Here is a 26,703-nt window from a genome sequence, read left to right as displayed (position 1 = left end):
CCCCGATCCGGTCAGGCCCGGCTCCGGCGGGGGCTCAGTAACCGGCGCTGCCGGGCAGCTCGGCCGGGGCCACCACGCCGGGCGGGCTGCCCGGGGCGATCGAATACACCGCCAGCGCCCGCTGCACCTGCCCGCCGGGATTGAGCCGCAGCGCGCCGTCGGCGCCGAGCACCACCTCGCCCAGCGGGATCTGCGGCGCCGCACCGGCATCCGTCTGCGCGCCGCGCAGGGCGCGGGCGGCCAGGGCGGCGGCGTCGTAGGCGGCGCCGGCAATGCGCGCCGGGCGCTCTCCGAAGGCCGCCTGATAGCGGTTGTCGAAGGCGCCCCGCGCCGCCGGGTCGGGGCCGGGGAACCAGGCGCCGGCCAGGGCGGGCTCCTGGCCCAGGCTCTCGTCGCTGATCCAGAGGGCATGGCCGGCGAGGCGCAGCGGCGGCATGGCGACACCCGCGGCGGCGAGCCCGGCCGCCATCTCCCGCGCCCGCGCCCCGCTCTCGCCCAGGATCAGCACCTCCGCGCGGCTGCCGGCCTCGGCCTCAGCGTCGGGGGTGGCGCCGATGCGCCGCGCCACGTCGGCGGCCAGCGCGCCGGGCGAGGCGCTGGCCGGATAGAGTTCGATCATCGGTGGCGGCAGGCCGAGATCGCCGGTGGCGCCGCGCAGCGCGGCGGCCATCTGGTTGCCGAGCGCGTTGCGCGGCGCCGCGAGGGCGAAGCGTTGCGCGCCCTGCTGGTGCGCCGCGCCCACCACGCGCCGGACCTGCTGCGCCAGGGTGATGCCGAGCGGCCAGACATCGTCGGCCGCCTGGCTGGCATCGTTGGTGAAGGGCAGGACCGGCACGCCGGCGGCGCGCGCCGCGCCGGCGGCGGCGGCGGTCTCGGGGCCGGTCAGCGGCCCGACCAGCAGGCGGGCGCCCTCGTCCATCGCCGTCCGGGCCGCCGCGGCGGCGCCCTGCGGCGTGCCGCCGGTATCGCGCGGCAGGAACTCGACGCCCGGCCCGCCCTGCTCGAAGAGGGCGAGCTGAGTCGCGTTCAGCAGCGACTGGCCGAGCGCCGCGTTCTGTCCGGTCAGCGGCAGCAGCAGCCCGACCTTGGCGCGCTGCGGCTCGGGCGCGGCGGGGAGGCCGGCCTGCGGCGCCGGGGCATAGCCCGGCCCCGAGACTTGCGGCGCGCAGGCTGAGAGGGCCACAAGGGCGCCGAGCAGCAGGCCGCCGGCCAGCCCCCTCCGGCGGGGGCCGGCCGGGGCGGGGCGGGAGCCTGTCCGGAAGGCGGGCCGGCGCGATGACGGGAGGGCCTCAGGCCGTGCGGCAGCAGGACGGGACAGACACCACGGAAACGACAAATGAGACCTCCCCTCGCCCGGATGGCAGGCCCGGGCTGACACTGGTGGCGACGCCGATCGGCAATCTCGGCGACCTCGCGCCCCGCGCCCTGGCCGTGCTGCGCGCGGCCGACGCGGTGCTCTGCGAGGACACCAGGGTAACCGCTCCGCTCCTGGCGCGACATGGCGTTTCGGTGAGCCTGACCCCGCTGCACGAACACAACGAGGACGCGGCCACGCCCCGCCTTCTGGCACGGATGGCGCAGGGTGAACACCTGGCCCTGGTCTCGGATGCCGGCACGCCGCTGATGAGCGACCCCGGCTACCGGCTGGTGCGCGCCGCCATCGCCGCGGGCGTCACCGTCTCGGCCGTGCCGGGGCCCAACGCGGCGGTGATGGCGCTGACCCTCTCCGGCCTGCCGCCGCACCCCTACCTGTTCCACGGCTTCCTGCCGCCCCGCGCCGCCGCGCGGAACGCGGAGCTCGCCCGGCTGCGCGCCGCCGAGCGGGCCGGCCTTTCCGCCACCCTGGTCTTCTACGAGGCGCCGCACCGCCTGGCCGAGACGCTGGCGGGGCTGGCCGAGGCGCTCGGGCCACGGCCGGCGGCGGTGACGCGCGAGCTGACCAAGCGCTTCGAGGAGGTGCGGCGCGGCACGCTGGCCGAGCTCGCGGCGCATTACGCGGAGCATCCGGCGCGGGGCGAGATCGCGCTCGTCGTCGGCCCGCCGGGAGAGGCGGAGCCGGAGGCCGAAGCGGGGCTCGACGACCGGCTGCGCGCCGCGCTGGCCGGGGGGGAGAGCCTGCGCGACGCCGCCGCGCTGGTCGCCGCCGCGACCGGCCTGCCGCGCCGGCAGGTCTATGCCCGGGCCCTGGCGCTGCGGGAAGCGGAGGGCTGAGGCGGCGGCCGCGCTTGGCGCCGCCCGCCACCCGGCCTACATGGGTCGGACGCTCCCTGGAGGCATGCCGGCCCGCCCCGGCCGCCTCAGCCCCGCCCGCCCTGGCTTATCCGCCCCGGCCCGCCGCGAAAGGCTTGCCCCCGCCGCATGTCCCGCCTCGACCGCTATCTGTTCCACCAGCTCGGCATCGCGCTGCTCGCCGTGACCACCGGCCTCGCCGCGCTGGTCTGGCTGACGCAGAGCCTGCGCTTCATCGAGCTGGTGCTGGACCGCGGCCTGTCGCTCGCCGTGTTCATCGAGCTGACCGGCCTGCTGCTGCCGAGCTTCTTCGCCGTCATCCTGCCGATCACCACCTTCGTCGTGGTGCTGTTCACCTATGTCCGCCTGAACGCCGACCGCGAGCTGGTGGTGATGCGCGCCGCCGGCCTCTCGGACTGGCGGCTGGCGCGGCCCGCGCTGCTGCTGGCCGGCCTGTCCACCGCGCTCTGCCTGTTCCTGCAGCTCTGGCTGGTGCCGGTCAGCCACGCCGCCTTCCGCGCCTGGCAGTTCGAGATCCGCAACGAGATGGCGGCGATCCTGCTGCAGGAGGGCGTGTTCAGCAGCCTGGGCGACGACCTCACCGTCTATGCCCGGCGGCGCGACAGCGACGGCACGCTGCGCGGCATCCTGGTGCACGACACGCGCGAGCCCGGCACGCCGGTCACCATCATGGCCGAGCAGGGCCGCCTGCTCTCCGGCGCCACCGGGCCGCGGGTCATCCTCATGAACGGCGTGCGGCAGCAGCTGGAGCCGGCCACCGCCGGCCATCCGGCGCGTCTCTCGGTGCTGAGCTTCGCCGAGAACAGCGTCGATCTCGCCACCTCCACCTCCGCCGTCACGGAATCGCGCAACCGCGACTCGCGGGAGCGCTTCGTGGGCGAGCTGCTGCATCCGGACCCGGCCGAGAATCTGCCCGAGCGCGACATCCGCAAGTTCCGCGCCGAGGGGCACCAGCGCATGGCATCGCCCTTTACCGCCCTGTCCTTCGCCATGGTCGGGCTGGCCTGCGCGCTGGCGGTTGGCTTCCGGCGCTACGGCGACTGGCGCCCGGCGGTGGTCGGCGTGGCGCTGGTGGTCGGGCTGCTGGCGCTGGGCCTCGCGGTCGGCAATCTGGCGGCGCGCGACAATGCCTTCATCCCGCTGATCTGGCTGCACGCGCTGGGGCCGGCCCTGGCCGCGGGCTGGGTGCTCTCGGGCAGCCGCGGCCTGCGCCGCCGCCGGCCGCAGGCGCTGGAGGGCTGATCCCATGGCCTTCTCGCTCACCCTCTCGCTCTATGTGGCCCGCCGCTTCGCCATGATGGCGCTGGTGATGATCGTGGCGCTCGCCGCGCTGGTGGCGCTGTTCGACTTCATCGAGCTGCTGCGCCGTGCCGCCACGCGGGAGGATGTCGGCTTCGTGATGGTGGCCTCGATCGCCGCCCTGCGCCTGCCCTTCGTCATCCTCCAGATCCTGCCCTTCGGCATCCTGCTCGGCGGCATCATCGCCTTCTGGCGGCTCAACCGCGCCTCGGAGCTGGTGGTGGCGCGCGCCGCCGGGATCTCGGCCTGGAGCTTCCTCCTCGGCCCCGTGCTGGTGGCCTTCTGCCTCGGCCTGCTGGCGATCGCCGTGGTCTCGCCGCTCTCGGCCGCCATGCTCTCGCGCGCCGAGCGGCTCGACGCCACCTACCTGCGCAACGCCACCGGGCTGAGTTCGCTGGCCGGCGGCCGGCTCTGGCTGCGCCAGGCGGATCCCTCGATCGAGCCCAACGGCGTCGCCATCATGGCCGGGGTGCCGGAGATCGGGCCGCAGGGCTTCCTGCTGCGCCAGGTCTCGCTCTGGCGCCTCTCCGCCGCCGACCGGCCGCTGGCCCGCGTCGAGGCGCCGGAGGCGCGGCTGACGCCGGGGCAATGGCGGCTGAGCCAGGCGGTGACCTTCGGCGCCGATCGCCAGGCCTCGCTGCCGCGCGAGATCGACCTGCCCACCAGCCTGACGCCGGACCGCATCGAGGACAGCTTCGCCAGCCCCGACACGCTCTCCTTCTGGGCCCTGCCGGGCTTCATCGAGGTGCTGGAGAACAGCGGCTTCTCGGCGCTGCGGCACCGGCTGCAGTTCCATTCCCTGCTCTCCACGCCCCTGCTGGCGGTCGGCATGGCGCTGCTCGCCGCCGGCTTCTCGATGCGCCAGTCGCGGCGCGGCGGCGTCGGGCAGATGCTGGGCGCAGGCGTCGCCGCCGGCTTCGCCCTCTTCCTGCTCGACAAGGTGGCGGAGGAATTCGGCCAGGCCGGCACCCTGCCGGTGGCGCTGGCCGCCTGGGCGCCCTCGCTCGCCGGGGTCATGCTGGCGGTTGCCTTGCTCCTCTATGTGGAGGATGGCTGAGACCGGCCCGCCCCGAGGAGGGGATGAGGACGGGATGACGCATCGGCCGGGGCCGGGAAGCCCGGCGCGGGAGGAGAAGCATGACACAGACCGAGGCCTCCGCCGATCTGCCGGAGGATCTGCTGCGCCTGCGCGACAGCATCGACAATATCGACGCCGCCATCATCCACATGCTGGCCGAGCGCTTCCGCTGCACCCAGCAGGTCGGCGCCCTCAAGGCAGCGCACCGGCTGCCGCCGGCCGATCCGGGGCGCGAGGCGCGCCAGGTGGCGCGGCTGCGCCGCCTCGCCGCCGAGGCCAAGCTCGATCCGGACTTCGCCGAGAAGTTCCTGGCCTTCGTCGTCCGGGAAGTGATCCGCCATCACGAGGCGGTGCCGCGCGGCTGAGGCGCGGCCACCCCCGGGGTGTGGCCGGGATACACTCGCCGGCTTGGCGCGAAGCGGCTATGGAAGGCGGCATGGACCGAGCCATGCGCGACGCCGGGGCGATTCCGGCCGGAGAACCCAGCTGCCAGCGGATGCCGCCGCGGAGGCGCCATCCCGGCCTGACCCATGCCGGCCTGCTCGCCGGTGTCGCCCTGCTGGCGCTGATCCTGCCGCCGCGGCCCGGCGGCGCGCAGATCTCGCCCTATGGCACCGATCCGCTCGGCGGCGGCCCCGGCCAGGCCGTGCTGCCCTCGGGCGCCGAGCAGCAGGGCGCGACCCGCGGGGCGGCGCCGGCCACCGCCGCGCCGGCCGGCGCCCCCCTGCCCGCCGGCGCGACCGACCCCTCGCAGACCGGCAACAACGCGCCCGTCACCTTCACCGCCGAGGAGGTGGAGTACGACCAGCAGCGCAACCTGGTGATCGCGCGCGGCGCCGTGGAGGCCTGGCAGAACGAGCGCATCCTGCGCGCCGACACCTTCACCTTCGACCGCAACACCGGCATCGCCGTGGCCGAGGGCAATGTCCAGCTGCTGGAGCCGGACGGCCAGGTCCTCTTCGCCGAGCGCGCCGAGCTGACCGGCAACATGCGCGACGGCGTGGTCGAGGGGCTGGCGGCGCGGCTGGCGCAGAACGGCCGGCTGGTGGCCAATGGCGCCCGCCGCACCGACGGCACCATCCTCGACATGTCCCGCGTGCTCTACTCGTCCTGCGATCTCTGCGCCGAGAATCCGGAGGCGCCGCCGCTCTGGCAGCTGCGCGCCCGCCTCGCCACGCACGACCAGGCCGAGAAGCGCCTGCGCTACCGCGACGCGACGCTGATGCTCGATGGCTGGCCGGTGCTCTGGACGCCCTACCTCTCGCACCCCGACCCCTCGACGCCGCGCCAGTCCGGCTTCCTGACGCCGACCCTCGGCACCTCCTCCTTCCTCGGCGGCTTCGTCACCCAGCCCTACTACTGGGCGATCGACGGCGCCTCGGACCTGACCCTCTCGCCCACCCTCTCGACCAAGCGCGACCCGGCGCTCGGCCTCGCCTACCGCCGCCGCTTCAACTTCGGCGAGGTGCAGGCGACCGGCTCGATCGGCGAGCGGGCCGGCGCGGCGGACGAGGAGGGCTGGGGCGGCCACATCTACAGCAAGGGCCAGTTCTCGCTCGACGAGAACTGGCGCACCGGCTTCAACTTCAACCGCGCCAGCAGCGAGGCCTATCTGCGCGCATGGCGCTACCCCTCGCCCCGCGTGCTCAGCTCGGACGCCTTCCTGGAAGGCTTCTGGGGCACCGGCACCTATGCCCGCATCGACGGCCGCGGCTACCAGGGCCTCTCGGAGGTCGATGACGTCGGCCAGATCCCGCTGGTCCTGCCCAATGCCTATGTCGACCACTTCCTCGGCCGCGACCGCCTCGGCGGCTACCTGACCTTCGACGCCGGCGGCTTCGCGCTCTGGCGCAGCGAGGGCACCGACACCCGCCGCCTGTCCTCGCGCATCGGCTACGAGCTGCCGCGCATCGACCGCTTCGGCCAGGTCTGGACGCTGCGCGCGCAGGCGGACGGGCTGGCCCACTGGGCCGACGACTTCACGCTGGCACCGAATTACGGCAGCCGCGACAGCATCACCGAGGCCAACGGCAATATCCGCATCGGCCTCGACTGGCGCCTGCCGCTGATGCGCAGCGCCGGCGCGTATGGCAGCCAGATCATCGAGCCGCGGGTGCAGCTTGTCACCGGCCCCGGCACCGGGCGCCAGACGCTGATCCCGAACGAGGACAGCATCGACTTCGAGTTCACCGACGCCAATCTCTTCGCGCTCAACCGCTTCCCCGGCCGCGACCGCCAGGAAGGCGGCACGCGGGTTGACACGGCCCTGCGCGGCGCCTGGCTCTTCCCCAATGGCGGCCAGATCGAGGGGCTGGTCGGCCGCTCCTTCCGCACCACCGACGCCTCGGTCTTCGAGACCGGCTCGGGGCTGGAGGAGAAGGCCTCGGACTGGGTCGGGCGGGTGCGCGTCTCGCCGGTCTCCTGGCTCGACCTCACCGGCCGCGCCCGGCTCGACAAGGACGACTTCGACAGCCGCCTGCTGGAAGGCCAGGCGCGGGTGAGCTTCAGTCGCCTTTCGGTCGGCGCCGGCTATCTGGAGGCGGCGCCGACCAACGCCTTCATCACCACCCGCGAGCGACGCGAGGTCTCGGGCAATGTCTCCGCCCAGGTCACCCGCTTCTGGCGCGCCGGCGCCTATGGCCGCTACGACCTGGAGCTGAACCGCGCCGTCTCGGCCGGCCTCAGCCTGACCTACGAGGACGAGTGCCTGATCTTCGACACCCGCTTCGCCAAGACCTATGCCGAGCCCAGCTCCAGCCTGAACTACTACCCCTCCGACACGGTCCTGCTGTTCCGCCTCTCCTTCAAGACGATCGGCGATTTCGGCTTCCGGGCGATCTGACGCCGCCCCGCGCCGGTCCGCCGTGGCGGGCGGGGCGGCCCGGTTTCCCTTGCGCCCCGGAATGCTCTAGGAAGTCCGGCACCATGCGACGCGCCTCCGCACCGCCCCCCGCCCCGTCCCGGCCCAACCGGGCTCTTCCCGTCATCAGGGGGGGCCTGCTGGCGCTGCCGCTGGCCGCGGGCCTCCTGGCCACGCCCGCCCTGACCCCGCCCGCCCTGGCGCAGCGCGCCGGCGCGGCCCAGGGCGCGGCCCAGCCGGCGCCGCCGGCGCCGCCGGCGCAGCAGGTCAACCGCATCGTCGCCGTGGTGAACGGCGACATCGTCACGGCCAGCGAGGTGGCCAACCGCGCCCGGCTCTTCGCGCTCAACGCCGGCATGGGCCCGGACGCGGTGGAGCGGCTGCGGCCGCAGGTCACGCGCCTGCTGGTCGACGAGCGGCTGCGCATGCAGGAGGTGCAGCGCCGCCGCATCCCCGTGACCGACGCCGATGTCGCCGCCGCCGTGGCCGAGATCGAGAGCCGCAACGGCCTGCCGGCCGGCGGGCTGGCGGCGCAGCTGCGCTCGGCCGGGGTGCAGCCCCGCGCCCTCTACGACCAGATCCGCACCCAGATCGGCTGGTCCCGCCTGATCCGCCAGCAGCTCGGCCCGCAGGCGCAGGTCGAGCCGGCCCGGGTGCAGGAGGCGCTGGAGGCGCACAAGGCGCGCACCGGCGAGCCGGAGTATTTGGTCTCCGAGATCTTCATCCCGGTGGACGATCCCACCTCCGAGCCCGAGGTGCGGCGCTTCGTCGACGACGTGGTGGGGCAGCTGCGGCGCGGCGTGCCCTTCCCCGCCGCCGCCACCCAGTTCAGCCAGAGCCAGACCGCGTTGCAGGGCGGCGACATGGGCTGGACGCGGCCGGACGAGTTCGACCCGGCCGTCGGCCGCATCGTCAGCCAGATGCCGCCCGGCGCCATCTCCAATCCGGTGCGCGTGCCCGGCGGCTTCCAGATCGTCGCCCTGCGGCAGAAGCGCGAGACGGGGCGCGAGCTGGTGACGCTGATCACCATGCGCCAGGCCTTCTTCGCCTTCCAGGGCACGCTGGACCCGCAGGCGCCGACGGCGCAGCAGGTGCAGGTGGTGGAGCGCGCCCGGGCGCTGGAGGGCAAGGCCTGCTCGGCGGTCGAGGCGGCGGGGCGCGGCGGCGACCGGCCGGTTGATCCCGGCACCGTGCCGCTCGATTCGGTGCAGCCGCCGGTGCTGCGCAACATCCTCTCCGGCCTGCCGCTGAACCGCGCCAGCCAGCCGCTGATCGCCCCCGATGGCGTGCTGGTCCTGGCGGTCTGCAGCAAGGAGACGCGCAACATCGCCGAGCTGACGCCGGACCAGGCCCGGATGCAGATCCTGCGCGACCGGATCGAGCTGACCTCGCGCCAGCTGCAGCGCGACCTGCGCCGCCGGGCGCAGATCGACATGCGGAGCTGAGGCGACCATTCCGGCGCCCCCGCTCCCCTCCCTCGCCGAGCATATCGCCCGCCACGGCCTGGCGCCGCGCAAGGCGCTCGGCCAGCACTTCCTGCTCGACGCCGCGCTCTGCGCCCGCATCGCCAGCCTCGCCGCGCCGCTGGAGGGGCGGCATGTGCTGGAGGTCGGGCCCGGCCCGGGCGGGCTGACCCGGGCGCTGCTGGAAAGCCCCGCGGCCGAGGTGGTGGCGGTGGAGCTGGACCGCCGCGCCATCGCCGGCCTGGCGGAGCTGGGGGAGCATTTCCCCGGCCGGCTGCGGGTGATCGAGGGCGACGCGCTCCGGATCGACGCCAGGACGCTGCTGCCGGCACCGCGCCGGATCGTCGCCAACCTGCCCTACAATGTCGGCACGCCGCTGCTGATCGGCTGGCTGCGGCAGGCGCATCTCTTCGAGAGCCTGACGCTGATGTTCCAGCAGGAGGTGGCCGAGCGCATCATCGCCGCCCCCGATACGGAGCATTACGGGCGGCTCGCCGTGCTCTCGCAGTTCCGCTGCGCGGCGCGCATGGCGCTGCGCCTGCCGCCCGGCGCCTTCAGCCCGCCGCCCAAGGTGTGGTCGGCCATCGTGCATCTGGTGCCGCATGCCGAGGCGCCCGACCCCGCCCTGCTGGCGGCGCTGGAGAAGGTGACGGCCGCGGCCTTCGGGCAGCGGCGCAAGATGCTGCGCTCCAGCCTGAAGTCGCTGGGCAGCGCCGAGGCGCTGCTGGAGGCGGCGGCGATCGAGGGCACGCGGCGGGCGGAGACGCTGAGCGTGGCGGAGTTCACCCGGCTGGCCGAGCTGGTCCTGGCCCGCGCCGGCTGAGGGCCGGCGCCGCGGCGCGGCTCAGTGATACGCCTCCCGCAGCCCCAGGATCTCCTCGTAATCGTGCAGCGGCAGCAGCGGCGGGGCCTCCGGCGCCAGTGTCGTGCCCTGCCGCCGCAGACTCTCCGCGAAGCCGCGCATCATCGCCGCATAGGCCAGTGTCGAGGAGACCGGGTAGTTCAGCAGCCGGAATCCGAGTTCGCCGATCTCGCGGGCGGTCAGTGGCGGCACCTTGTGCTCGACGACGTTGAAGGCCATCGGCGCCGGGATGCGCGCCACCGCCTCGCGCATCTCCTCGGGCGATTGCAGCATCTCCAGCAGGACGAGATCGGCCCCCGCCTCCGCATAGGCGGTGCCGCGCTGCACCGCGTCCTCGAAGCCGTTCACCAGCCGTGCGTCGGAGCGGCCGATGACGAGGAAGTCCGGGCTGCGCCGCGCGGCGAGGGCGGCGCGGAGCTTGGCCGCGTGCTCGGCCGGCGGGACCAGGGACAGGCCGCTCATGGCGCCGCACCGCTTCGGCGTCGCCTGATCCTCCAGATGGATGGCGGCGACCCCGGCGGCCTCGTATTCGCGCACGGTGCGGACGACGTTGTTGAGGTTGCCGTACCCCGTATCGGCATCGGCGATCAGCGGCACGTCGATGCTGGCGGCGATGGCCCGCCCGCGCGCCACCATCTCGGTCATGGTCAGCAGTCCGAGGTCCGGCGCCCCGATCAGGCTGGCCGAGAGGCCGTTGCCGGTCATGTAGATCGCCTCGAAGCCCGCCTGGCGCAGGATGCGGGCGCCGAGCGCGTCATGGCAGCCGGGCGCCACCACGATCCCCGGGCGGCGCAGCAGGTCGGGCAGGCTAGGGGTCATGGGGCGTTCCTCGCTTCCAGGCGATGCAGGGCAGGCGGACGATGCGGGGCAGGGGCGCGGCGGCGGGCCGGTCAGTCCGCCCGCGCGCCCGACTTCTCGATCGCCTCGCGCCACATCGGCCGCTCCCGGTGACCGCGCTCGGTGATCGCCTCCGGCGTCGTCCAGAGCGGCGTGCCGCCGGCCTTCAGGAAACGCTCCCTCACCGCCGGATCGGCCGCGAAGTCGCGCATGGCGGTGCTGAAGCGGTCGATCACCGGGCGCGGCGTGCCGGCGGGGGCCACGAAGGCGCTCCAGGAGGTGATGACGAAGTCCTCCACCCCCGCCTCGGCCATGGTCGGCACATCGGGCAGCGAGGGCCAGCGCGAGGCGCCGGTCACCGCGAGCGCCCGCATCCGCCCCTCCTGGATCACCGGCACATAGGAGGCCAGGTTGTCGATGGCGAAGGTGACATCGCCCGAGAGCATGGCGGGGATGGTCTGCGCCGCGCCGCGGAACGGCACATGCGTGGCGTCCAGCCCCAGCCGGTTGCGGAAGATCTCGCCCGAGAGATGCGGCGTGGTGCCGACGCCGGGCGAGCCGAAGGAAACGCCGCGCGGCTGCTCGCGCACCCAGCCGACGAACTCCTGCAGCGTCCGGGCCTTCACATGGTCGCTCGCCACCACGACGACATTGGGCATCTCCCAGACCATCGCGACCGGCGCGAAGTCGCGGTCGATGTCCCAGGGCATCCTGCTGTAGAGATACTGGTTGATGCAGAAATGGCCGATGGTCGCGGCGCCGAAGGTATAGCCGTCGGGGGCCGATTTCGCGACCGCGTCCATGCCGATATTGCCGCCCGCGCCGGGCCGGTTGTCGATGACGAAGTTCTGCCCCAGCGCGTTCTGCATCCGCTCGCAGGTCAGGCGCGTCAGCACGTCGGTCGAACCGCCCGGCGGATAGGGCACGATCATCCGCACGGGCCGCTCGGGCCAGGCGGATTGCGCCCGCGCCCCCGGGATGATGCCGGAGGTCAGGGCCGGCAGCGCCAGGCTGGCGCCGAGCAGGGTGCGGCGGGTGGTCATCGGGGGAGTTCCTCCGGTCGTTTCTTTCTGGACCGGAGGAGCATGCCCGAGCGACCGGCGGCTTGACTACCCCGCCCCGGCCCCCATCCCGGCCCCCATCCCGGCTTGGATTGCCGGCCCGTGCCGGTCCACCAGCAGCGCGCTGGCGGCGTTCAGCCCGACCACCTCGACCCGCTTCCCGCGCCGCCGCAGCTTGCCCACCGCCGCCTCCAGCGCCGCCACCGCCGTGACGTCCCAGAGATGCGCGGCGGTGAGGTCGATGCGGATGTTCGGCGCCTCGTCGCGCAGGTCGAAGGCATCGGCCAGGATCTCGGCACTGGCGAAGAAGACCTGGCCGGAGACGCGGTAGGTGCGGGTGCCGGTGGCGGCGTCGTATTCGTCGCGGACATCCATCAGGCGCATCACCTTGAAGGCGAAGAACACGCCGCTCAGCATCACGCCCACCGCCACGCCGGCGGCCAGGTTGTGGGTCAGGACGGTCACCGCCACGGTGGCCAGCATCACCACGCTGGAGACCTTCGGGTGCCGCGCCAGGTCCCGCAGCGAGGCCCAGGAGAAGGTCTCGACGGAGACCATGATCATGATGGCGACCAGCGCCGCCACCGGCACCTGGCTGACCCAGGGCCGCAGCAGCACCATCAGCACCAGCAGGAAGACGCCCGCCGTCAGCGTCGAGACGCGGCCCCAGCCGCCGAAGCGGAGATTGCCCACCGTCTGGCCGATCATGCCGCAGCCGGCGATGCCGCCGGTGAAGCCCGCCGCCAGGTTGGCGAGGCCGAGCCCGGCGCATTCCCGCGCCTTGGAGCTGTTGGTCTCGGTCAGGTCGTCCACCACGCTCGCCGTCATCATCGATTCCAGCAGCCCGACCATGGCCATGGCCAGCGCGTAGGGCGCCACGATCGCCAGCGTCTCCAGGCTGAAGGGCACCTCCGGGATCAGGAAGGCGGGCAGGCTGTCCGGAAGGCGGCCGAGATCGGCGACCGTCGCCACCGGCATCGGGACCGCCATGGTCAGCGCCGTCAGCGCCAGGATGCAGATCAGCGGCGAGGGGATGGCGGTGGTGAGCCGCGGCACGAGGTAGATGATGGCGAGGCCCGCGGCGATCAGCGCCCAGGTCTGCCACGCCACGCCCAGCATGTGCGGCAGCTGCGCCGAGAAGATCAGCACCGCCAGCGCGTTGACGAAGCCGGTGCGGACGGATTTCGAGACGAAGCGCATCAGCACGTCGAGCCGCAGCAGGCCGAAGACGATCTGGATCAGCCCGGCCAGGACGGTGGCCGCCAGCAGGTACTGCAGCCCATGGCTCGCCACCAGCGCGGCGGCGACCAGCGCGACCGAGCCGGCGGCGCCCGAGATCATCGCAGGCCGGCCACCGGCGAAGGCGATGACGACGCTGATGACGAAGGTCGCGAAGAGCCCGACCTCGGGATCGACCCCGGCGACGAAGGAGAAGGCGATGACTTCGGGGATCAGCGCGAAGGTGCCGACCATGCCGGCCAGGACGTCGCGGCGCAGGTTGCCGAGGCCGCTGTACCACTCGGCGCGGTCGTGCAGGAAAAGGCGTTCTTTCATCAGGCGAGGGATTCCGCAACAGGCTCAGGGAGAGGACGCCGGGCGTCGTCTCACTGCCGCATGCGTTGTCCGGCGGATCGGCGGCCGGAAGAGCCACCCGGAGTCTCACCGGGTCCAGAGCGAATGGCGCGAAAGGTAATGAAGCTTTTGCTGCGGTGCAATGCGCGGCGGTCAGTCGAGCATCGAGGCCAGGTTCGATCCCGCGCTCGGATAGGCGGTCATCATGTGCCGCAGCTCGGTCACGGGTGTCCCGGCCCGCATGGCCAGGGCCGCGAGGTTGATCACCTCCGGCGCCTCCGGCCCCAGCAGGTGCGCGCCCAGCAGGCGCCCCTCCCCGCCCGGTTCGACCAGGAGCTTGAAGGCAGCCGCCGCCTCGCCGGTGCGACGCACGGATTGATACGCCGCCATGTCGCCGCGCCGCACCTCATACGCCAGGCCCTGCTGCCGCGCCGCCGCCTCGGTCAGCCCCACCATGGCGAGCGGCGGCAAGGTGAAGACCGCGCTCGGCACCAGGCTGTGGTCGGGGCGGTGGCCCTCGCCCTCCAGCAGGGTGGCGGCGACGGCGCGCGCGTCCTCGCTGGCCACCGGCGTCAGCGCCGGGCCGCGCTGCGCGGCATCGCCGGCAGCGAAGACCCGGGGGTTCCCGACGCTCCTCAGGACCTCGTCGAGTTGCAGGCGGCCCTTCTCCACCGGCACGCCGCCGGCCTCCAGATCCAGCCCCGCCAGGGCGGGAACCCGGCCGAGCCCATGCACCACCGCATCCGCCTCGAAGGTCTCGCCGCCGGCGGCGCGCACCGCGTAGCCCGCACCGCGCCGCAGGATGGCCTCGGCGCGGCAGTTCAGCCGCACGTCGATCCCGAGTGTGCGGGTCCACGCCACCAGCCGGTCGACCAGTTCGGCGTCGAAGGCGGAGAGCGGCCGGTCATCCTCCTGCAGGATGGTGACCTCGGCGCCGGCGCGGCGCGTCAGATGGGCGATCTCGAAGGAGATATAGCCGCCGCCCAGCAGGATCAGGCGCCGCGGCACCGCCGGCCAGTCCAGCACGTCGTCGCTGGTGGCCAGGAGCCCGGCGCCCTCGATCGGCAGCGGGGCGGGCACCGCCCCGGTGGCAATGACGACATGGCGGGCCCGCAGCCGCGCCGTGCCGACACCGATAAGATCGGGAGCCAGGAAGCGGCCCGCCCCCTCCAGCAGCGTGACGCCGGCCTCGCGCAGGGCCGCCGCGCGATTCCCCGGTACGGGATCGGTGAAGCTGTGCTTGAAGGCCTGAGCGGCGCCCCAGTCGAGCCGCAGCGCCTCGCCCCCCGCCACGCCATGCGGCGCGAGGAGGCGCGCCCGCTCCATCGCATCGGCTAGGGTCCAGAAGACCTTCTTGGGCTCGCAGCCGCGGAGCGCGCAGGTGCCACCGGGCTCGCGGGCCTCGGCCAGGGCGACACGCCAGCCCCGCCGGGCGCACCGTGTGGCGATGCCGGTACCGGCCGTTCCGGAGCCCAGCACGATCAGATCGAAATCGGAGGGAAGGGCCATGCGGGCCTCCGGCGCCGGAAAGGGGCGGCCGGTCGGGGCGGCCGGACGGGGGGTCCGGGGCGCGCTAGGCGCCCCGGAAGGCGCCTCAGAGGATGCGCAGCCGGCCCAGGATATAGCCGATGCCGGCGGCGATCGCCAGCGAGGTCAGCGGCTGCTCGCGCACGTTCTGGCAGATCTGGCCCAGCGCGTTCTCGGCCTGGCCCTGCGCCTGGTTGGCGTAGCCGCGCGCGCGGTACTCGTTGCTGCCGGTCAGGCCGCCCACGGCCTCCTGCACCCGGCCCACGGTCTCACGGGCGGCGCCGGTCACGCGGTTCTCGTCCACCATCTGTCGCTTCTCCTCGATGCTGCGCGCCACCCGTGCCGGGTGGCCCTGCCCCCGAAACGCGGAAGTTCCGGTTTGGATGCACCCTTCCGGCCGGCGGCGGGGCATGGCTTGCGCGGGGCGCCGCCGCATGCTGGCCTGCCGTCGCCATGACCGATCCCGCCGACCCCCCCGCCACGCGGCTTGTGCCGCCCGGGCCGCTCCGCCAGGGCACCGCCGCCATGGTGCTGGCCGCCCTGCCCGGCGCACGCGCCGTGGGCGGCGTGGTGCGGGACCTGCTGGCCGGCCGGGCGGTGCACGACGTGGACATCGCCGCCCCCCTGCCACCCGAGGCGGTGGCCGCGCGGCTGCGGCGGGCCGGGCTGAAGGTCTTCGAGACCGGGCTGAAGCACGGCACCGTCACCGCTGTGCTCGACCATCAGCCGGTGGAGGTGACCAGCCTGCGGCGCGACCTCGACACCGACGGCCGCCATGCCAGCGTGGCCTGGACCACCGACTGGCGCGAGGATGCGGCGCGGCGCGACTTCACCATCAACGCCATGTCGATGGATGCCGAAGGGCGGCTCTGGGACTATTTCGGCGGCCGTGACGATCTCGCGGCGGGCCGGGTGCGCTTCGTGGGCGAGCCCCGGGTGCGGCTGGCCGAGGATTATCTCCGCCTGCTGCGCTTCTTCCGCTTCCACGCGCGCTACGGCAGGGGCGAGCCCGATCCGGCGGCGCTGGCGGCGATCCGCGCCGCCCTGCCCGGGCTCGCCCGCCTCTCGGCCGAGCGCGTCTGGATGGAGCTGAAGCGCCTGCTGGCCGCGGAGGACCCGCCCGGGGCGGGGCTGGCGGCGCTGGCGCCGATGCGCGACCAGGGCGTGCTGGCCGCGCTGCTGCCCGAGGCGGGTGCGCGGGCCGATCTGGCGCCGCTCGCGCGGCTGTTGGCGATCGCCCCCTCCGGACCCGCCCCCGATTCCGGCTCCGGCTCGATGCTGCGCCTCGCCGCCCTGCTGCCGCCCGAGGGCGGGACGGCGGCCGCCCTGGCCGCGCGCCTGCGCTTCTCGGGCGAGGAGGCGAAGCGCCTGCGCGCGCTGCTCGAGACCCCTCCGCCGGCGCCGGATCTGCGGGAGGCGGCGCTGCGCCGCTGGCTGGCGGAGCTGCCGCCCGGCCTGGCCGCCGACCGTGCCCTGCTGGCGGAAGCGCGGGACGGCGCCGACCGCGCCGCCCTGCGCGCCCGCATCGCCGCCACGCCGCGCCCGGTCTTTCCCCTGCAGGGGCGGGATGTCCTGGCGCTCGGCGTCGCTCCGGGCCCGGCGCTCGGCCAGGCGCTGGCGGCGGCGCGGCGCTGGTGGGTCGAGGATGGCTGCCGCGCCTCCGCCGAGGAAAGCCGCGCGGCGCTGGCCGGACTGCTGCGAAGCACGCCCGGCGGAGGTGTCACGCAATCATGACGTAACCGGGAGGCGGCGGCGGACCTAAGCTCCCCGTATGAACGCCGGAGGAGCAGCCTGATATGTCTGAACTGATCGTCGTGGGCTTCGACAGCCCGACCGAGGCCGACCGCGTGCTGGGCGAGCTGGTCCGCATGAAGAAGGAATATCTGGTCGACCTGGAGGATGCCGTGGTCGCGGTGCGCGACGGCGACGGCAAGGTGAACCTCAAGCAGAGCATCAACCTGGCGGCGGTGGGTGCCGCCTCGGGCGGGCTGTCCGGCGCCCTGTGGGGCTCGCTGGTCGGGCTGCTCTTCCTCAATCCCCTGGCGGGGCTGGCCATCGGCGGCCTGGTCGGCGCCGGAACCGGCGCCATCTCCGGCTCGATGACGGATTACGGCATCGATGACGGCCTCATCAAATCCCTGGCCGACACCATCCCGCCCAACAGCTCGGCGCTCTTCGTGCTGGTCCGCAAGGTGCAGCCCGAGAAGGTGCTGGCCGAGCTGAAGGGCGTGCGGGGGCGGGTGCTGCGCTCCTCGCTCTCGCCCGAGCAGGAGGCGAGGCTGAGCCAGGCCATCTCCAGCGGGTCCATCTCCAGCGGGGCCACCTCCGGCAGCACGCCCCCCGCCGCCTGAGGACGGGCCATGGGGGGCGGGCAAGCCCCGCCCCCGATGCAGGGCTGCATCAAGCAGCCACTGCTGGAATCGCGAGCCCGGCGACTTAAAATTACCGCCTGGGCCGCCTGCTTGAAACGAACCGCATCGGTCCGCCTTCCCGCGCGATTGGCAGAGAGCGATGACCGAGCCCAGCAGATCCTCCAGCACCCGTAGCCTGTCGCGTCAGGATCTACGCACCCTCATCCTCGCCTCGCTTGGCGGCGCGCTCGAGTTCTACGACTTCATCATCTTCGTCTTCTTCGCCGCCGCCATCAGCCACCTGTTCTTCCCGCCCGGCATGCCGGACTGGCTGCAGCAGTTGCAGACCTTCGGCATCTTCGCCGCCGGCTACCTGGCGCGGCCGCTCGGCGGCCTGGTCATGGCGCATTTCGGCGACAAGCTCGGCCGCAAGCGCATGTTCACCTTCTCCATCTTCCTGATGGCGGTGCCGACGCTGCTGATCGGCCTGACGCCGACCTATGCGACGCTGGGCTATGCCGCGCCGATCCTGCTGCTGATCTTCCGTATGATGCAGGGGGCCGCGATCGGCGGCGAGGGGCCGGGCGCCTGGGTCTTCGTCTCCGAACATGTGCCGCCGCGCCATGTCGGCCTCGCCGTCGGCATGCTGACCGGCGGCCTCACCGGCGGCATCATGCTGGGCTCGCTGATGGCCACCGCCATCAACACCGCCATGACCCCCGCCGAGGTCGCCGCCTGGGGCTGGCGCATCGCCTTCCTGATCGGCGGCGTCTTCGGGCTGCTGGCCATGTACCTGCGCCGCTTCCTGCGCGAGACGCCGGTCTTCGAGGAGATGCGCCGCCGCGCCGAGCTGACGCGCGACCTGCCGATCAAGCGGGTGCTGGCCGGGCACGGCCGCGGCGTGGCGATCTCCATGCTGATGACCTGGATGCTGACCGCCGCCATCGTCGTCGTCATCCTGATGACGCCCACGCTGCTACAGAAGCTGCACGGCCTCACCCCGGCCGAGACGCTGCGCGGCAATCTGGCGGCGACCTTCACGCTGAGCGTCTCGGCCATCCTCTGCGGCTGGCTGCTGGACCGCTTCGGCAGCATCCGGGTGGGCATCGCCGGCGGGCTGGCGCTGCTGGCCACCACCTACGCGCTCTACATCGGCGCCGGCCTGCGGCCCGATCTGCTGGTGCCGCTCTACGCCCTGGCCGGCGTGGCGATCGGCGGCATCACCGTGGTGCCCTTCGTGATGATCCACGCCTTCCCGCCGCCGATCCGCTTCACCGGCGTCTCCTTCGCCTACAACGTGGCCTATGCGATCTTCGGCGGGCTGACGCCGCTGCTGGTCTCCGGCCTGGTGGCGATCGACCCTCTGGGCCCGGCGCATTACGTCGCCGCCGTGGCGCTGGTCGGCATCGTCACCCTGCTGGTGAACGGCCGCCCCGCGGCCTCCGCCCTGCCGGCCGTCACGCCAGCCCCCCTGCCGGGCGAGGCCCGGACCGCCGCCCGCTGATCCCTTCCGGGACGGGGCCATGGCGGCCCCGCCCCCTCTCCGGCGCGCGCCCGCTCAGGCTGTGCCGGTCCCGCTTCCCCCCGCCTCGGCGCGGAGCGTGCGCGCGGCGGCGACCATGTGCTCCAGCGCGGGGCGCACCTCCTCCCAGCGGCGGGTCTTCAGCCCGCAATCCGGGTTGACCCAGATCTGCCAGTCGGCCAGCCGCCTCCGCGCCAGCCGAAGCAGTTCCGCCATCTCCGCCGCCTCCGGCACGCGCGGGCTGTGGATGTCCCAGATGCCGGGGCCGATCTCGGCCGGCCAGGCCGCCTCCTCGCCCCCGCCCGGACGGAGCGCGAAGGCATCGAGCAGCTCCATCCGGCTGCGTGTCGTCTCGATCGAGATGGCATCGGCATCCATCGCCGCGATGGCGGGCAGGATGTCGTTGAACTCGGAGTAGCACATGTGGGTGTGGATGGCGGTGTCGTCCCGCACCCCGGCCGTGGCCAGGCGGAAGCTCTCCACCGCCCAGTCCAGATAGGCCTGCCAGGCCGCGCGGCGCAGCGGCAGCCCCTCGCGGAAGGCCGGCTCGTCGACCTGGATCACGGCGATGCCAGCCGCCTCCAGCTCCGTCACCTCGTCCCGCAGCGCCAGGGCGATCTGGCGGCAGACCTCGGCGCGCGGGATGTCGTCGCGCACGAAGGACCATTGCAGCATGGTCACCGGCCCGGTCAGCATGCCCTTGACCGGCCGCGCGCTGCGCGACTGCGCGTAGGCCGCCCAGCGCACCGTCATGGACCCCGGCCGCGCCACGTCGCCCCAGATGATCGGCGGCGCGACGCAGCGGCTGCCGTAGGACTGCACCCAGCCATGCCGGGTGAAGGCGTAGCCGTCGAGCTGCTCGCCGAAGTACTTCACCATGTCGTTGCGCTCGAACTCGCCATGCACCAGCACGTCGAGCCCGACCTCCTCCTGCCAGCGCAGGGCCTCGTCGATCCAGGCCTCAACCCGCCGCTCGTAGCCCTCCGCGTCCAGCGTGCCGCGCGCCAGGGCGGCGCGGGCCTGCCGCACCTCGGGCGTCTGCGGGAAGGAGCCGATGGTGGTGGTGGGAAAGTCGGGCAGGCCGAGCCGTGCCCGCTGTGCCGCGCGGCGGGCCGGGAAGGCGCCGGCGCGCCGGGCCATCTCCGGCGTCACGGCGGCGAGGCGCGCCCGCACCTCGGGCCGGTGCGCGGCGGCGCTCTCCGCCCGCCCCTGCCGCGCCCGGTCGCTGGCGGCCAGGGCCTGGGCGATGGCGGCCTCGCCCTCGTCCAGGCCGCGTGCCAGGGCGGCCACCTCCTCCAGCTTCTGGGTGGCGAAGGCGAGCCAGGACCGTACCGCCGGGTCGAGCCCCCGCTGGCCCTCCCCGCCCTCCTGGGCCAGATCGACCGGGACGTGCAGCAAGCTGCAGGAGGGGGCGACGATCAGCCGCCGCGTCCCCCGCCGCTCCGCCACCCGCCGCAGGGTGCCCAGCGCCGCGCGCAGGTCGCAACGCCAGACATTGCGGCCGTCCACCAGGCCGAGCGACAGCCAGCGCTCCGGGGGGAGCAGATCGAGCGCCGGCTCCAGGTCGGCCGCGCCGCGAACCAGGTCGAGATGCAGCCCGGCCACCGGCAGGCTGGCGGCGGTGGCCAGATTGTCGGCCATCGGGCCGAAATAGCTGGTCAGCAGCAGGTCGGGCGTGGCGCCCTCCGCCAGGGCGGCATAGGCGTGGCGGAAGGCCTCGCGCGCCGCCTCGGGGAGATCGAGCGCCAGGGCGGGCTCGTCCATCTGCACCCAGGCGCAGTTCGCTGCGGCCAGTTCGCCCAGGAGCCTGGTATAGAGCGGCAGCAGGCGGTCCAGCAGGCCGAGCGGGTCCGAGCCGTCCTCCGTCTTGCTGAGCAGCAGGAAGCTGACCGGGCCGAGCAGCACCGGGCGGGTGCGCAGCGGCAGGGCCTCGCGGAAGGCCGCCAGGGGGCGGTTCTCCGTCAGCTCGAAGCGCTGCCCAGCGGAGAGGCGCGGCACCAGGTAGTGGTAGTTGGTGTCGAACCACTTGGTCATCTCAAGCGCCGGCAGGCCGGCCGCGATGCCGGCGGACCGCTCGGCCGCGGTGCCACGCGCGCCGCGCGCCAGGGCGAAGGCGGTCGCGAGCGACACCGGCCCACCTCGCCAGCCATAGCCCTCGGGGATGGCGCCCAGCATGCCGGCAGTGTCGAGCACCTGGTCGTAGAGCGCGAAATCGTTGCTCGGGATGTGGCTGATGCCCTGGCCGGCCTGGAGCTGCCAGTGCCGCTGGCGCAGGCCCCGCGCGGCCTCCAGCAGACCGGCCTCGTCCAGTTCGCCCGCCCAGTGCGCCTCCAGCGCGGATTTCAGCTCGCGCCGGGCGCCGATGCGGGGGAAGCCCAGATTGGCGGCGACGGTCATGCGCCGCCCTCCGGCCGGGCGGTGGCGGTGGCCGGGCCGGAGGGGCCCCGTTGGAAGGTCGTCATGCTCTCGGTCCTGCCTCCGGTTCACCCCGCCCGGCGGCCTGGTCTGGTGCGACGCCGGCAGGTCTCCTGGCTCGCGGCGTTCCGGGGCATGGCGCCCAGGACACCGCCGGCCCGGCCTTCCCGCGCGCCCCGGAGGGTGGCGCAGTGGCCCGCCGCGGAGGCTTCCACGGCGAATGGGCCAGCGGCACGCCGCTGACAGTTGCGGGGGCAGCCGCCGACTGGCTCCCGGGCGCGATGGCCCGGCCGGAGCGCACGGCGTTCCCTTTTCACCCGCTCGCGCGGGACCGGCGACACATAAAGATATACTTATGTTAAATAGATCTGGCAAGCCGGCTCCAGTGGCCACCGGTCCGGACAGAAGCCCCTTTGCCGCCGCCCCCGAAGGCTCTAAGCGCGGCGGCATGGCCGCTGCCCTCCCGCCCCCCGAGACCACCCGCGCCCTGACAGCCCGCCTCTGGCGGCATTATGTCCGGCATCACAAGGGCGGCATCCTGCTCGCCCTGGTCTGCACCGGGGCGCTGGCGGGGCTGACCGCGCTCTATCCGTTGGTCATCCAGCAGGCCTTCGACCTGTTCACCGCCGGCGACGGGCGCATCGTCTGGCTGATCCCGCCGGCCATCATCCTGCTCACCGCCGCGAAGTCGCTGGCGCAGTACGGCCAGGCCATCTCGGTGCAGGCGGTGGTGCTGCGCGTCATCGAGCGCATCCAGAACGACCTGTTCCGCGCCCTGACCCGCACCGACCTCGCGCTGGTCGCGCATGACGCCCCGGCCCGCCATGCCGCCCGCTTCACCGCCGATGCCCAGGCGATCCGCGAGGCGCTGACCAAGGCGATCAACGCCCTGGCCGACGGGCTCACCGTCATCGGCCTCGCCGCCGCAATGGTCTGGCTGGACTGGCACATGAGCCTGATCCTGGCGGTCATCTATCCGGTGGCGGTGGTGCCGGTGATGAAGCTCGGCAAGCGCATCCGCCGGGCGTCGAGCGGCATGCAGGCGCGCGTCGGCGACACCGCCGCCCTGCTGACCGAGAGCTTCGCCGCCGCCCGCGTGGTGCGTACCTACGGGCTGGAGGCGCAGGAGGAGCATCGCGCCGGCCGCGCCTTCGCCGATCTGCGCGAGGCGCTGCTCTCCATCGCCCGCACCCGCGCCAAGCTCGACCCGATCCTGGAGGCGCTCGGCGGCGTCGCGGTCGCCGGGGTGCTGGCCTTCGTCGGCTGGAAGGTCTCGACCGGGCGCGGCACGGTGGGCGAGTTCACCGGCTTCATCTCCGCGCTGCTGCTGGCGACGCGGCCGATGCGCTCGCTGGGCGCGCTGAACGCGGCCCTGCAGGAAGGCTTCGGCGGGCTGATCCGAGTGTTCTCGGTGATGGACCGGCGCCCCGCCATCACCACGCCGGACGGCGCGCCACCGCTGCCCGAGGGGCCGGGGCGGCTGGTGCTGGAGCATGTCGGCTTCCACTATCCGGGCGGCGACGCGGCCGCCCCGCAGGCGGCGCTGGAGGATCTCTCGCTCACCGCCGAGCCGGGGCAGACGGTGGCGCTGGTCGGCCCCTCCGGCGCCGGCAAGTCCACCGCCCTCGCCCTGCTGCCGCGCCTCTACGACCCGACGGCCGGGCGCATCACGCTGGACGGCGCCGAGATCCGTTCCGTGACGCTGGAGAGCCTGCGCGGCGCCATGGCCTATGTCGGGCAGGACGCGGTGATCTTCGACGACACGGCGCTGGCCAACATCGCCTGCGGCCATCCCGGCGCCGGGCGGGCGGAGGTGGAGGCGGCGGCCCGCGCCGCCGCCGCGCACGACTTCATCGCCGCGCTCCCGCAGGGCTACGACACGGTGCTCGGGCCCGGGGGCTCGCGCCTCTCGGGCGGGCAGAAGCAGCGCATCGCCCTGGCCCGCGCCCTGCTGCGCAATCCGCGCGTGCTGCTGCTGGACGAGGCGACCAGCGCGCTGGACGCCGAGAACGAGGCCGCCATCGGCCGGGCGCTGGAGAGGCTGCGGGCCGGGCGCACCACCCTCGTCGTCGCGCACCGCCTGGCGACGGTGCAGGAGGCGGACCGCATCATCGTCATGCAGGAGGGGCGCGCCACCGAGAGCGGCACCCATGCCGAGCTGATGGCGCGGGACGGGCTCTATGCGCGGATGGTGCGGACGCAGGCCTTCGCGGCCGGCTGACGCCGGCGCCGCCTATTCCCGCCGCAGGATGCCGTCGACCAGCCGGTCGGCCCAGGGGCGGCTGCGGAAGGCGGCGCGCAGCGCCTCCTCGTCATAATCCTCCCGCACCCAGTCAAGGAAAGGCTTGGGGCCGTGCTGCCGCAGGAAGCGGGCATAGTCCCGGAAGAAGGCATCTAGGATGCCGGTCTTGCTCGCCGGGACGTGGCCGTGGCGCCAGGAGAGCTGGCGCATCGCCTCCTCCACCGGCCGGCCCTGCAGCATCAGCCAGAGACCGGCCGCCAGGCCGGTGCGGTCGGCGCCGGACTTGCAATGGATCAGCACCGGCTCCGGCAGCTCGCCGAAGATCCGCGCCAGGCGCAGGATGCGGTCGCGGTGCGGCGCGCCGCGCGATTCCAGCGGCGCGTCGACATGGGCGAGGCCCAGCTCCGCGGCCATGGCGCGCCCCAGCGCGTCGGAGCCGCAGGCCTCGCGATGGCCGCGCAGGTTCACGAGGCTGCGGATGCCGAAGCGCCGCACGGCGCGGCGCAGCTGCCAGGGGCTCGGATGGTTGGAGCGGTAGAGCCGCCCGGCCTCGACCACGCCCCAGTTGCGCCAGCCGAGGCGCAGCAGGGCATGATCGACGAAGAGGCTGTTGATCCAGGCGGCGCGGCGCCCGGCGGCGGAGGTCAGGTCATGGGCCACGCCGCAGGGTATGGCGAGGCCGGCCCGCCGGGGCAAGATGGAAGGCGGATCGGGACCGCGCCCCTCAGCCGCGCCGGGCCACCCGCGACAGCGCCTCGCGCCCCGCCGCCGCGAAACGCTCGCGCAGCCAGGCGGCGGCGGGGCCGCGCGGCCGCTGCTTGTGCCACACCAGCTCCAGCGCCACCGGCCAGTCGCCCTCGTCGAACTCGAGGTCGGGCGTCACCAGGTCCGGCGCGGCGGGCGAGGCGGCAATGACGTGGTCGGAGACGAAGGCCCAGCCGATGCCGTGCTTGACCATCTCCAGGATCACCCAGTGGCTCTCCACCCACCAGACCTCGGCCGCCACCCGCAGGCGCCGCTTCTCCGGCCCGTCGCCGCGCGCGGCGACCAGGATCTGCCGGTGCCGCTTCAGCTCCTCCCATTCGACGCGGGCCTTGGCCAGGGGGTGCTCGCGGCCGCAGACCAGCTTGAGCGGCACCCAGCCGATCGTCTGGAAGCCCAGCTCCGGCGGCAGGACCTCCTGGCGCCACATGACGCCGAGATCCGCCGCCCCGTCGCGCACCAGCCGGCTGACATCCTCCATCAGCGGGAAGAGCAGCTCCAGCTCGACATGCGGGAAGCGCCGGGCGAACGCGGCGAAGAGCGCGCCCAGGGCATGCTCGGGATAAAGCTCGTCGATGGCGACGACCAGCCGGTTCTCCACCCCGCGCTCCAGGCTGCGCGCCACGCCGATCAGGTGTTCCCGCCGGTCGAGCACCACGCGCGCCTCCAGCAGCAGCCGCTCCCCCGCCGGGGTCAGCGACGGCACGCGGCCCGCGCGATGGAACAGCGCCACCCCGAGGTCGATCTCGAGATTGGCGATCTGGGTGCTGACGGCCGACTGCGCCTTGCGCAGCCTGCGGGCGGCGGCCGAGAAGGACCCCGCCTCCGCGGCCGCCACGAAGGCCTGGAGTTGCTCCAAGGACAGGGTCATCCATCTGATATCCGGATAGGTGCCAACTTGAGCCCCGGCATATCACAGATAAAAGGCGGCGCCCGACCCTGGAATTCCGAGACGACCATGCGCAGCACCCGCGACCGTATCCGCCACGCCATCCTCTTCGAACTCATCGGCCTCGCCCTGATCATTCCCCTGGGCAGCCTCGTCCTCGGCCTGCACGGCACCGACATGGGCGTCATCGGCCTCGGCAGCGCCATGGCGGCGACGGCCTGGAACTACGTCTACAATCTCGGCTTCGACCATGCGATGCAGCGCTTCGCCGGTCATACCCGCAAGGGGCTCGGGCTGCGCGTCGCCCATGCCCTGCTCTTCGAGGCCGGCCTCATGCTGGTGCTGCTGCCGCCGATCGCCTGGTATCTCGGCATCAGCCTGGCCCAGGCCTTCGTGTTGGATCTGGCGATCGTCGCCTTCTACCTGGTCTACACCTTCGCCTTCAACCTGGCCTATGACCGGGTCTTCCCGCTGCCGGCCTGGACACCCGCCGCAACCTGAGCCGGATCGAGCGCACGGCCGAGGAAACCCGGCGTGGCCGGCGCGGCGCGGCGCGCGTTTCCGCCAGGGCCGGACCCGCGCCGTCCTTCCTCAGCGGATCACCGGTGTCCTGCGCGAGCGTCCGGGCATCGCGGCCTCCATTCACAACGCCACCACGCCGGCGATAAAGCCTCGGACGCCGCGACCTTCAGCGACGACGCGCCATGCGGCCACGCCTAGCTTCTCGCGATGCAGGCCCGGGAGATGGATTGCGCCGCCTCCATCACCATGGGTGCATAGCGCTGCTCAACCTCGGCCGGCGTCATGCGCGATCGCAGGGCCGCGATGTTGATGGCGCCCAGCGGCTTCCCATGCACATCGCGAATGACCGCGGCGACGGCGAGGTCGCCATGGTAGATCTCCTCGAAAGCCGCGGCGAAGCCACGCCGGGCCGCCAGGGCAACCTTCTGCATCAGGGGTTCCATCCGCCAGACCGTCATCTCTGTCAGCGGCTTGCGGTCGCAGGCCTGCAGGATCCGACGCGCCTCCTCCTCCGGAAGAGCCGAGAGGATGGCGATACCGGGCGAGGTGCAATAGACCGGATGCCGGGAGCCCACGCTCACATCGATGTTCAGCACGTGTCGCCCGACCATGCGGGCGATGAACAACACCTCCGTTCCATCCCGTAGGCTGAGATTGACGGTCTCGCATGTCTCGGCGCTCAGGTGCTGCAGATAGGGTCGCGCGGCAGCAAGAAGGGGATCGGTGCCCATGAAGCGGCTGGCGAGATCGAGCACCGGCGCAGCAAGGGAGAAGCGCCGGCTGCGCAGGTCCTTACGCAGGTAGCCCAGGCCGACGAGCGTGTGCGCATAGCGTTGCGCCGCGCTGCGATCCAGCCCGGTGGCGGCGGCGAGCTGCGTCAGGCTCAGGGTCGGATTGCGCCTGTCGAAGGCCAGCAGCATCGCGAAAGCCTTGCCCACCGATCGCACCAGCAAAGGATCGCGATCGATCGTCCCGACGACGACGTGGCCCGGCATTCCTGCTTCCCCTCTTACTCCCGCCGCATGCTGCACAGCTTCATATCGCATTGCAATAACCTGCGTTGCGATGCAATTTTCCGCTTCCCAGCCTCGGGCATTTTCGCTGATCTTGCCGGGCGGGAAGGCAAGCACAGCACTGGCATGGCGGTGGCATCCTCGGTTAAGGCCGCAAGGACAGCCTCGCTCCTCACAC

At 73.4% G+C, this 26,703-nt stretch carries 22 protein-coding genes, 1 riboswitch and 1 other annotated feature; of the genes, 12 read left to right on the top strand and 10 right to left on the bottom strand.

Going from position 1 to position 26,703, the window contains the following annotated elements:
- Positions 1-34: 34 nt before the first annotated feature.
- Positions 35-1,183, bottom strand: coding sequence for a penicillin-binding protein activator (locus D9598_RS06280; RefSeq protein ID WP_198365520.1), 1,149 nt, complete (start codon positions 1,181-1,183; stop codon positions 35-37).
- Between the two features lie 92 nt (positions 1,184-1,275).
- On the opposite strand from D9598_RS06280, the gene rsmI reads away from it, so the two are divergent.
- The 7 genes from rsmI to rsmA all read left to right on the top strand — a co-directional run bounded on the left by rsmI (position 1,276) and on the right by rsmA (position 9,773).
- Positions 1,276-2,211, top strand: a complete 936-nt coding sequence (rsmI, locus tag D9598_RS06275) for a 16S rRNA (cytidine(1402)-2'-O)-methyltransferase (RefSeq protein ID WP_198365519.1) — start codon at positions 1,276-1,278, stop codon at positions 2,209-2,211.
- Between the two features lie 147 nt (positions 2,212-2,358).
- Positions 2,359-3,492: an LPS export ABC transporter permease LptF gene (gene lptF / locus D9598_RS06270; RefSeq protein WP_198365518.1), complete on the top strand. Its 1,134-nt coding sequence runs from the start codon at positions 2,359-2,361 to the stop codon at positions 3,490-3,492.
- A 4-nt stretch (positions 3,493-3,496) separates the two neighbouring features.
- The gene (gene lptG, locus D9598_RS06265; protein ID WP_198365517.1) at positions 3,497-4,606 is read left to right on the top strand and encodes an LPS export ABC transporter permease LptG; all 1,110 of its coding nucleotides are present in this window, start codon (positions 3,497-3,499) and stop codon (positions 4,604-4,606) included.
- A gap of 80 nt (positions 4,607-4,686) precedes the next feature.
- Positions 4,687-4,992: a chorismate mutase gene (locus tag D9598_RS06260; protein WP_198365516.1), complete on the top strand. Its 306-nt coding sequence runs from the start codon at positions 4,687-4,689 to the stop codon at positions 4,990-4,992.
- Positions 4,993-5,063: 71 nt separating this feature from the next.
- Positions 5,064-7,469 (top strand): LPS-assembly protein LptD, encoded by a 2,406-nt coding sequence (locus D9598_RS06255; protein WP_198365515.1) that lies wholly within the window; start codon positions 5,064-5,066, stop codon positions 7,467-7,469.
- 83 nt (positions 7,470-7,552) lie between these two features.
- Positions 7,553-8,932 carry a peptidylprolyl isomerase gene (locus D9598_RS06250; RefSeq protein WP_198365514.1) on the top strand — a complete coding sequence of 460 codons (1,380 nt, stop codon included), beginning with the start codon at positions 7,553-7,555 and terminating at the stop codon, positions 8,930-8,932.
- A 7-nt stretch (positions 8,933-8,939) separates the two neighbouring features.
- Positions 8,940-9,773, top strand: a complete 834-nt coding sequence (rsmA, locus tag D9598_RS06245) for a 16S rRNA (adenine(1518)-N(6)/adenine(1519)-N(6))-dimethyltransferase RsmA (RefSeq protein WP_198365602.1) — start codon at positions 8,940-8,942, stop codon at positions 9,771-9,773.
- Between the two features lie 21 nt (positions 9,774-9,794).
- On the opposite strand, the gene D9598_RS06240 is transcribed toward rsmA, so the two are convergent.
- The 5 genes from D9598_RS06240 to D9598_RS06220 all read right to left on the bottom strand — a co-directional run bounded on the left by D9598_RS06240 (position 9,795) and on the right by D9598_RS06220 (position 15,146).
- Positions 9,795-10,631: an oxaloacetate decarboxylase gene (locus D9598_RS06240; RefSeq protein WP_198365513.1), complete on the bottom strand. Its 837-nt coding sequence runs from the start codon at positions 10,629-10,631 to the stop codon at positions 9,795-9,797.
- Between the two features lie 71 nt (positions 10,632-10,702).
- Positions 10,703-11,692 (bottom strand): tripartite tricarboxylate transporter substrate binding protein, encoded by a 990-nt coding sequence (locus D9598_RS06235; RefSeq protein WP_198365512.1) that lies wholly within the window; start codon positions 11,690-11,692, stop codon positions 10,703-10,705.
- 66 nt (positions 11,693-11,758) lie between these two features.
- Entirely contained in the window at positions 11,759-13,264 is a 1,506-nt protein-coding gene (locus tag D9598_RS06230; RefSeq protein ID WP_198365511.1) for a SulP family inorganic anion transporter, read from the bottom strand.
- Positions 13,265-13,327: 63 nt separating this feature from the next.
- Positions 13,328-13,383 (bottom strand) — a sequence feature (sul1 is cis-regulatory element that is thought to sense ions involved in sulfur or methionine metabolism; They are found in Alphaproteobacteria).
- A gap of 52 nt (positions 13,384-13,435) precedes the next feature.
- Entirely contained in the window at positions 13,436-14,791 is a 1,356-nt protein-coding gene (locus tag D9598_RS06225) for an NAD(P)/FAD-dependent oxidoreductase (protein ID WP_198365510.1), read from the bottom strand.
- Between the two features lie 85 nt (positions 14,792-14,876).
- Positions 14,877-15,146, bottom strand: coding sequence for a CsbD family protein (locus tag D9598_RS06220; RefSeq protein ID WP_370591946.1), 270 nt, complete (start codon positions 15,144-15,146; stop codon positions 14,877-14,879).
- Between the two features lie 116 nt (positions 15,147-15,262).
- Between D9598_RS06220 and D9598_RS06215 the strand changes: the two genes are divergently transcribed.
- From D9598_RS06215 to D9598_RS06205, 3 genes are all read left to right on the top strand, one after another.
- On the top strand, positions 15,263-16,543 hold the full coding sequence (locus tag D9598_RS06215) for a CCA tRNA nucleotidyltransferase (RefSeq protein WP_198365508.1): 1,281 nt from the start codon (positions 15,263-15,265) through the stop codon (positions 16,541-16,543).
- 62 nt (positions 16,544-16,605) lie between these two features.
- On the top strand, positions 16,606-17,160 hold the full coding sequence (locus tag D9598_RS06210) for a DUF1269 domain-containing protein (protein WP_198365507.1): 555 nt from the start codon (positions 16,606-16,608) through the stop codon (positions 17,158-17,160).
- Positions 17,161-17,320: 160 nt separating this feature from the next.
- Positions 17,321-18,664: an MFS transporter gene (locus D9598_RS06205; protein ID WP_198365506.1), complete on the top strand. Its 1,344-nt coding sequence runs from the start codon at positions 17,321-17,323 to the stop codon at positions 18,662-18,664.
- A 54-nt stretch (positions 18,665-18,718) separates the two neighbouring features.
- Here the strand turns inward: D9598_RS06205 and metE are convergent, their stop codons facing one another.
- A complete protein-coding gene (gene metE, locus D9598_RS06200) occupies positions 18,719-21,079 on the bottom strand; it encodes a 5-methyltetrahydropteroyltriglutamate--homocysteine S-methyltransferase (RefSeq protein WP_198365505.1) in 2,361 nt (786 codons plus the stop codon).
- Between the two features lie 103 nt (positions 21,080-21,182).
- Positions 21,183-21,448, bottom strand: a riboswitch (cobalamin riboswitch).
- 97 nt (positions 21,449-21,545) lie between these two features.
- Here metE and D9598_RS06195 point away from each other — a divergent pair.
- Positions 21,546-23,318, top strand: a complete 1,773-nt coding sequence (locus D9598_RS06195; RefSeq protein ID WP_198365504.1) for an ABC transporter ATP-binding protein — start codon at positions 21,546-21,548, stop codon at positions 23,316-23,318.
- Positions 23,319-23,330: 12 nt separating this feature from the next.
- On the opposite strand, the gene D9598_RS06190 is transcribed toward D9598_RS06195, so the two are convergent.
- On the bottom strand, positions 23,331-23,999 hold the full coding sequence (locus D9598_RS06190) for a dual specificity protein phosphatase family protein (RefSeq protein ID WP_198365503.1): 669 nt from the start codon (positions 23,997-23,999) through the stop codon (positions 23,331-23,333).
- 64 nt (positions 24,000-24,063) lie between these two features.
- Positions 24,064-24,972, bottom strand: a complete 909-nt coding sequence (locus tag D9598_RS06185; RefSeq protein WP_198365502.1) for a LysR family transcriptional regulator — start codon at positions 24,970-24,972, stop codon at positions 24,064-24,066.
- An 87-nt stretch (positions 24,973-25,059) separates the two neighbouring features.
- Here D9598_RS06185 and D9598_RS06180 point away from each other — a divergent pair, with 87 nt between their 5' ends.
- A complete protein-coding gene (locus tag D9598_RS06180) occupies positions 25,060-25,491 on the top strand; it encodes a PACE efflux transporter (RefSeq protein ID WP_198365501.1) in 432 nt (143 codons plus the stop codon).
- A 215-nt stretch (positions 25,492-25,706) separates the two neighbouring features.
- On the opposite strand, the gene D9598_RS06175 is transcribed toward D9598_RS06180, so the two are convergent.
- Positions 25,707-26,507 carry an IclR family transcriptional regulator gene (locus D9598_RS06175; protein WP_198365500.1) on the bottom strand — a complete coding sequence of 267 codons (801 nt, stop codon included), beginning with the start codon at positions 26,505-26,507 and terminating at the stop codon, positions 25,707-25,709.
- Positions 26,508-26,703: the final 196 nt, after the last annotated feature.

It is taken from the genome of Roseomonas sp. KE0001 (assembly GCF_016107285.1).
Taxonomy (GTDB): Bacteria; Pseudomonadota; Alphaproteobacteria; order Acetobacterales; family Acetobacteraceae; genus Pseudoroseomonas.
The sequence above is the reverse complement of the archived record's forward strand: the minus strand, read 5'-3'. Positions and strand labels throughout refer to the sequence as shown.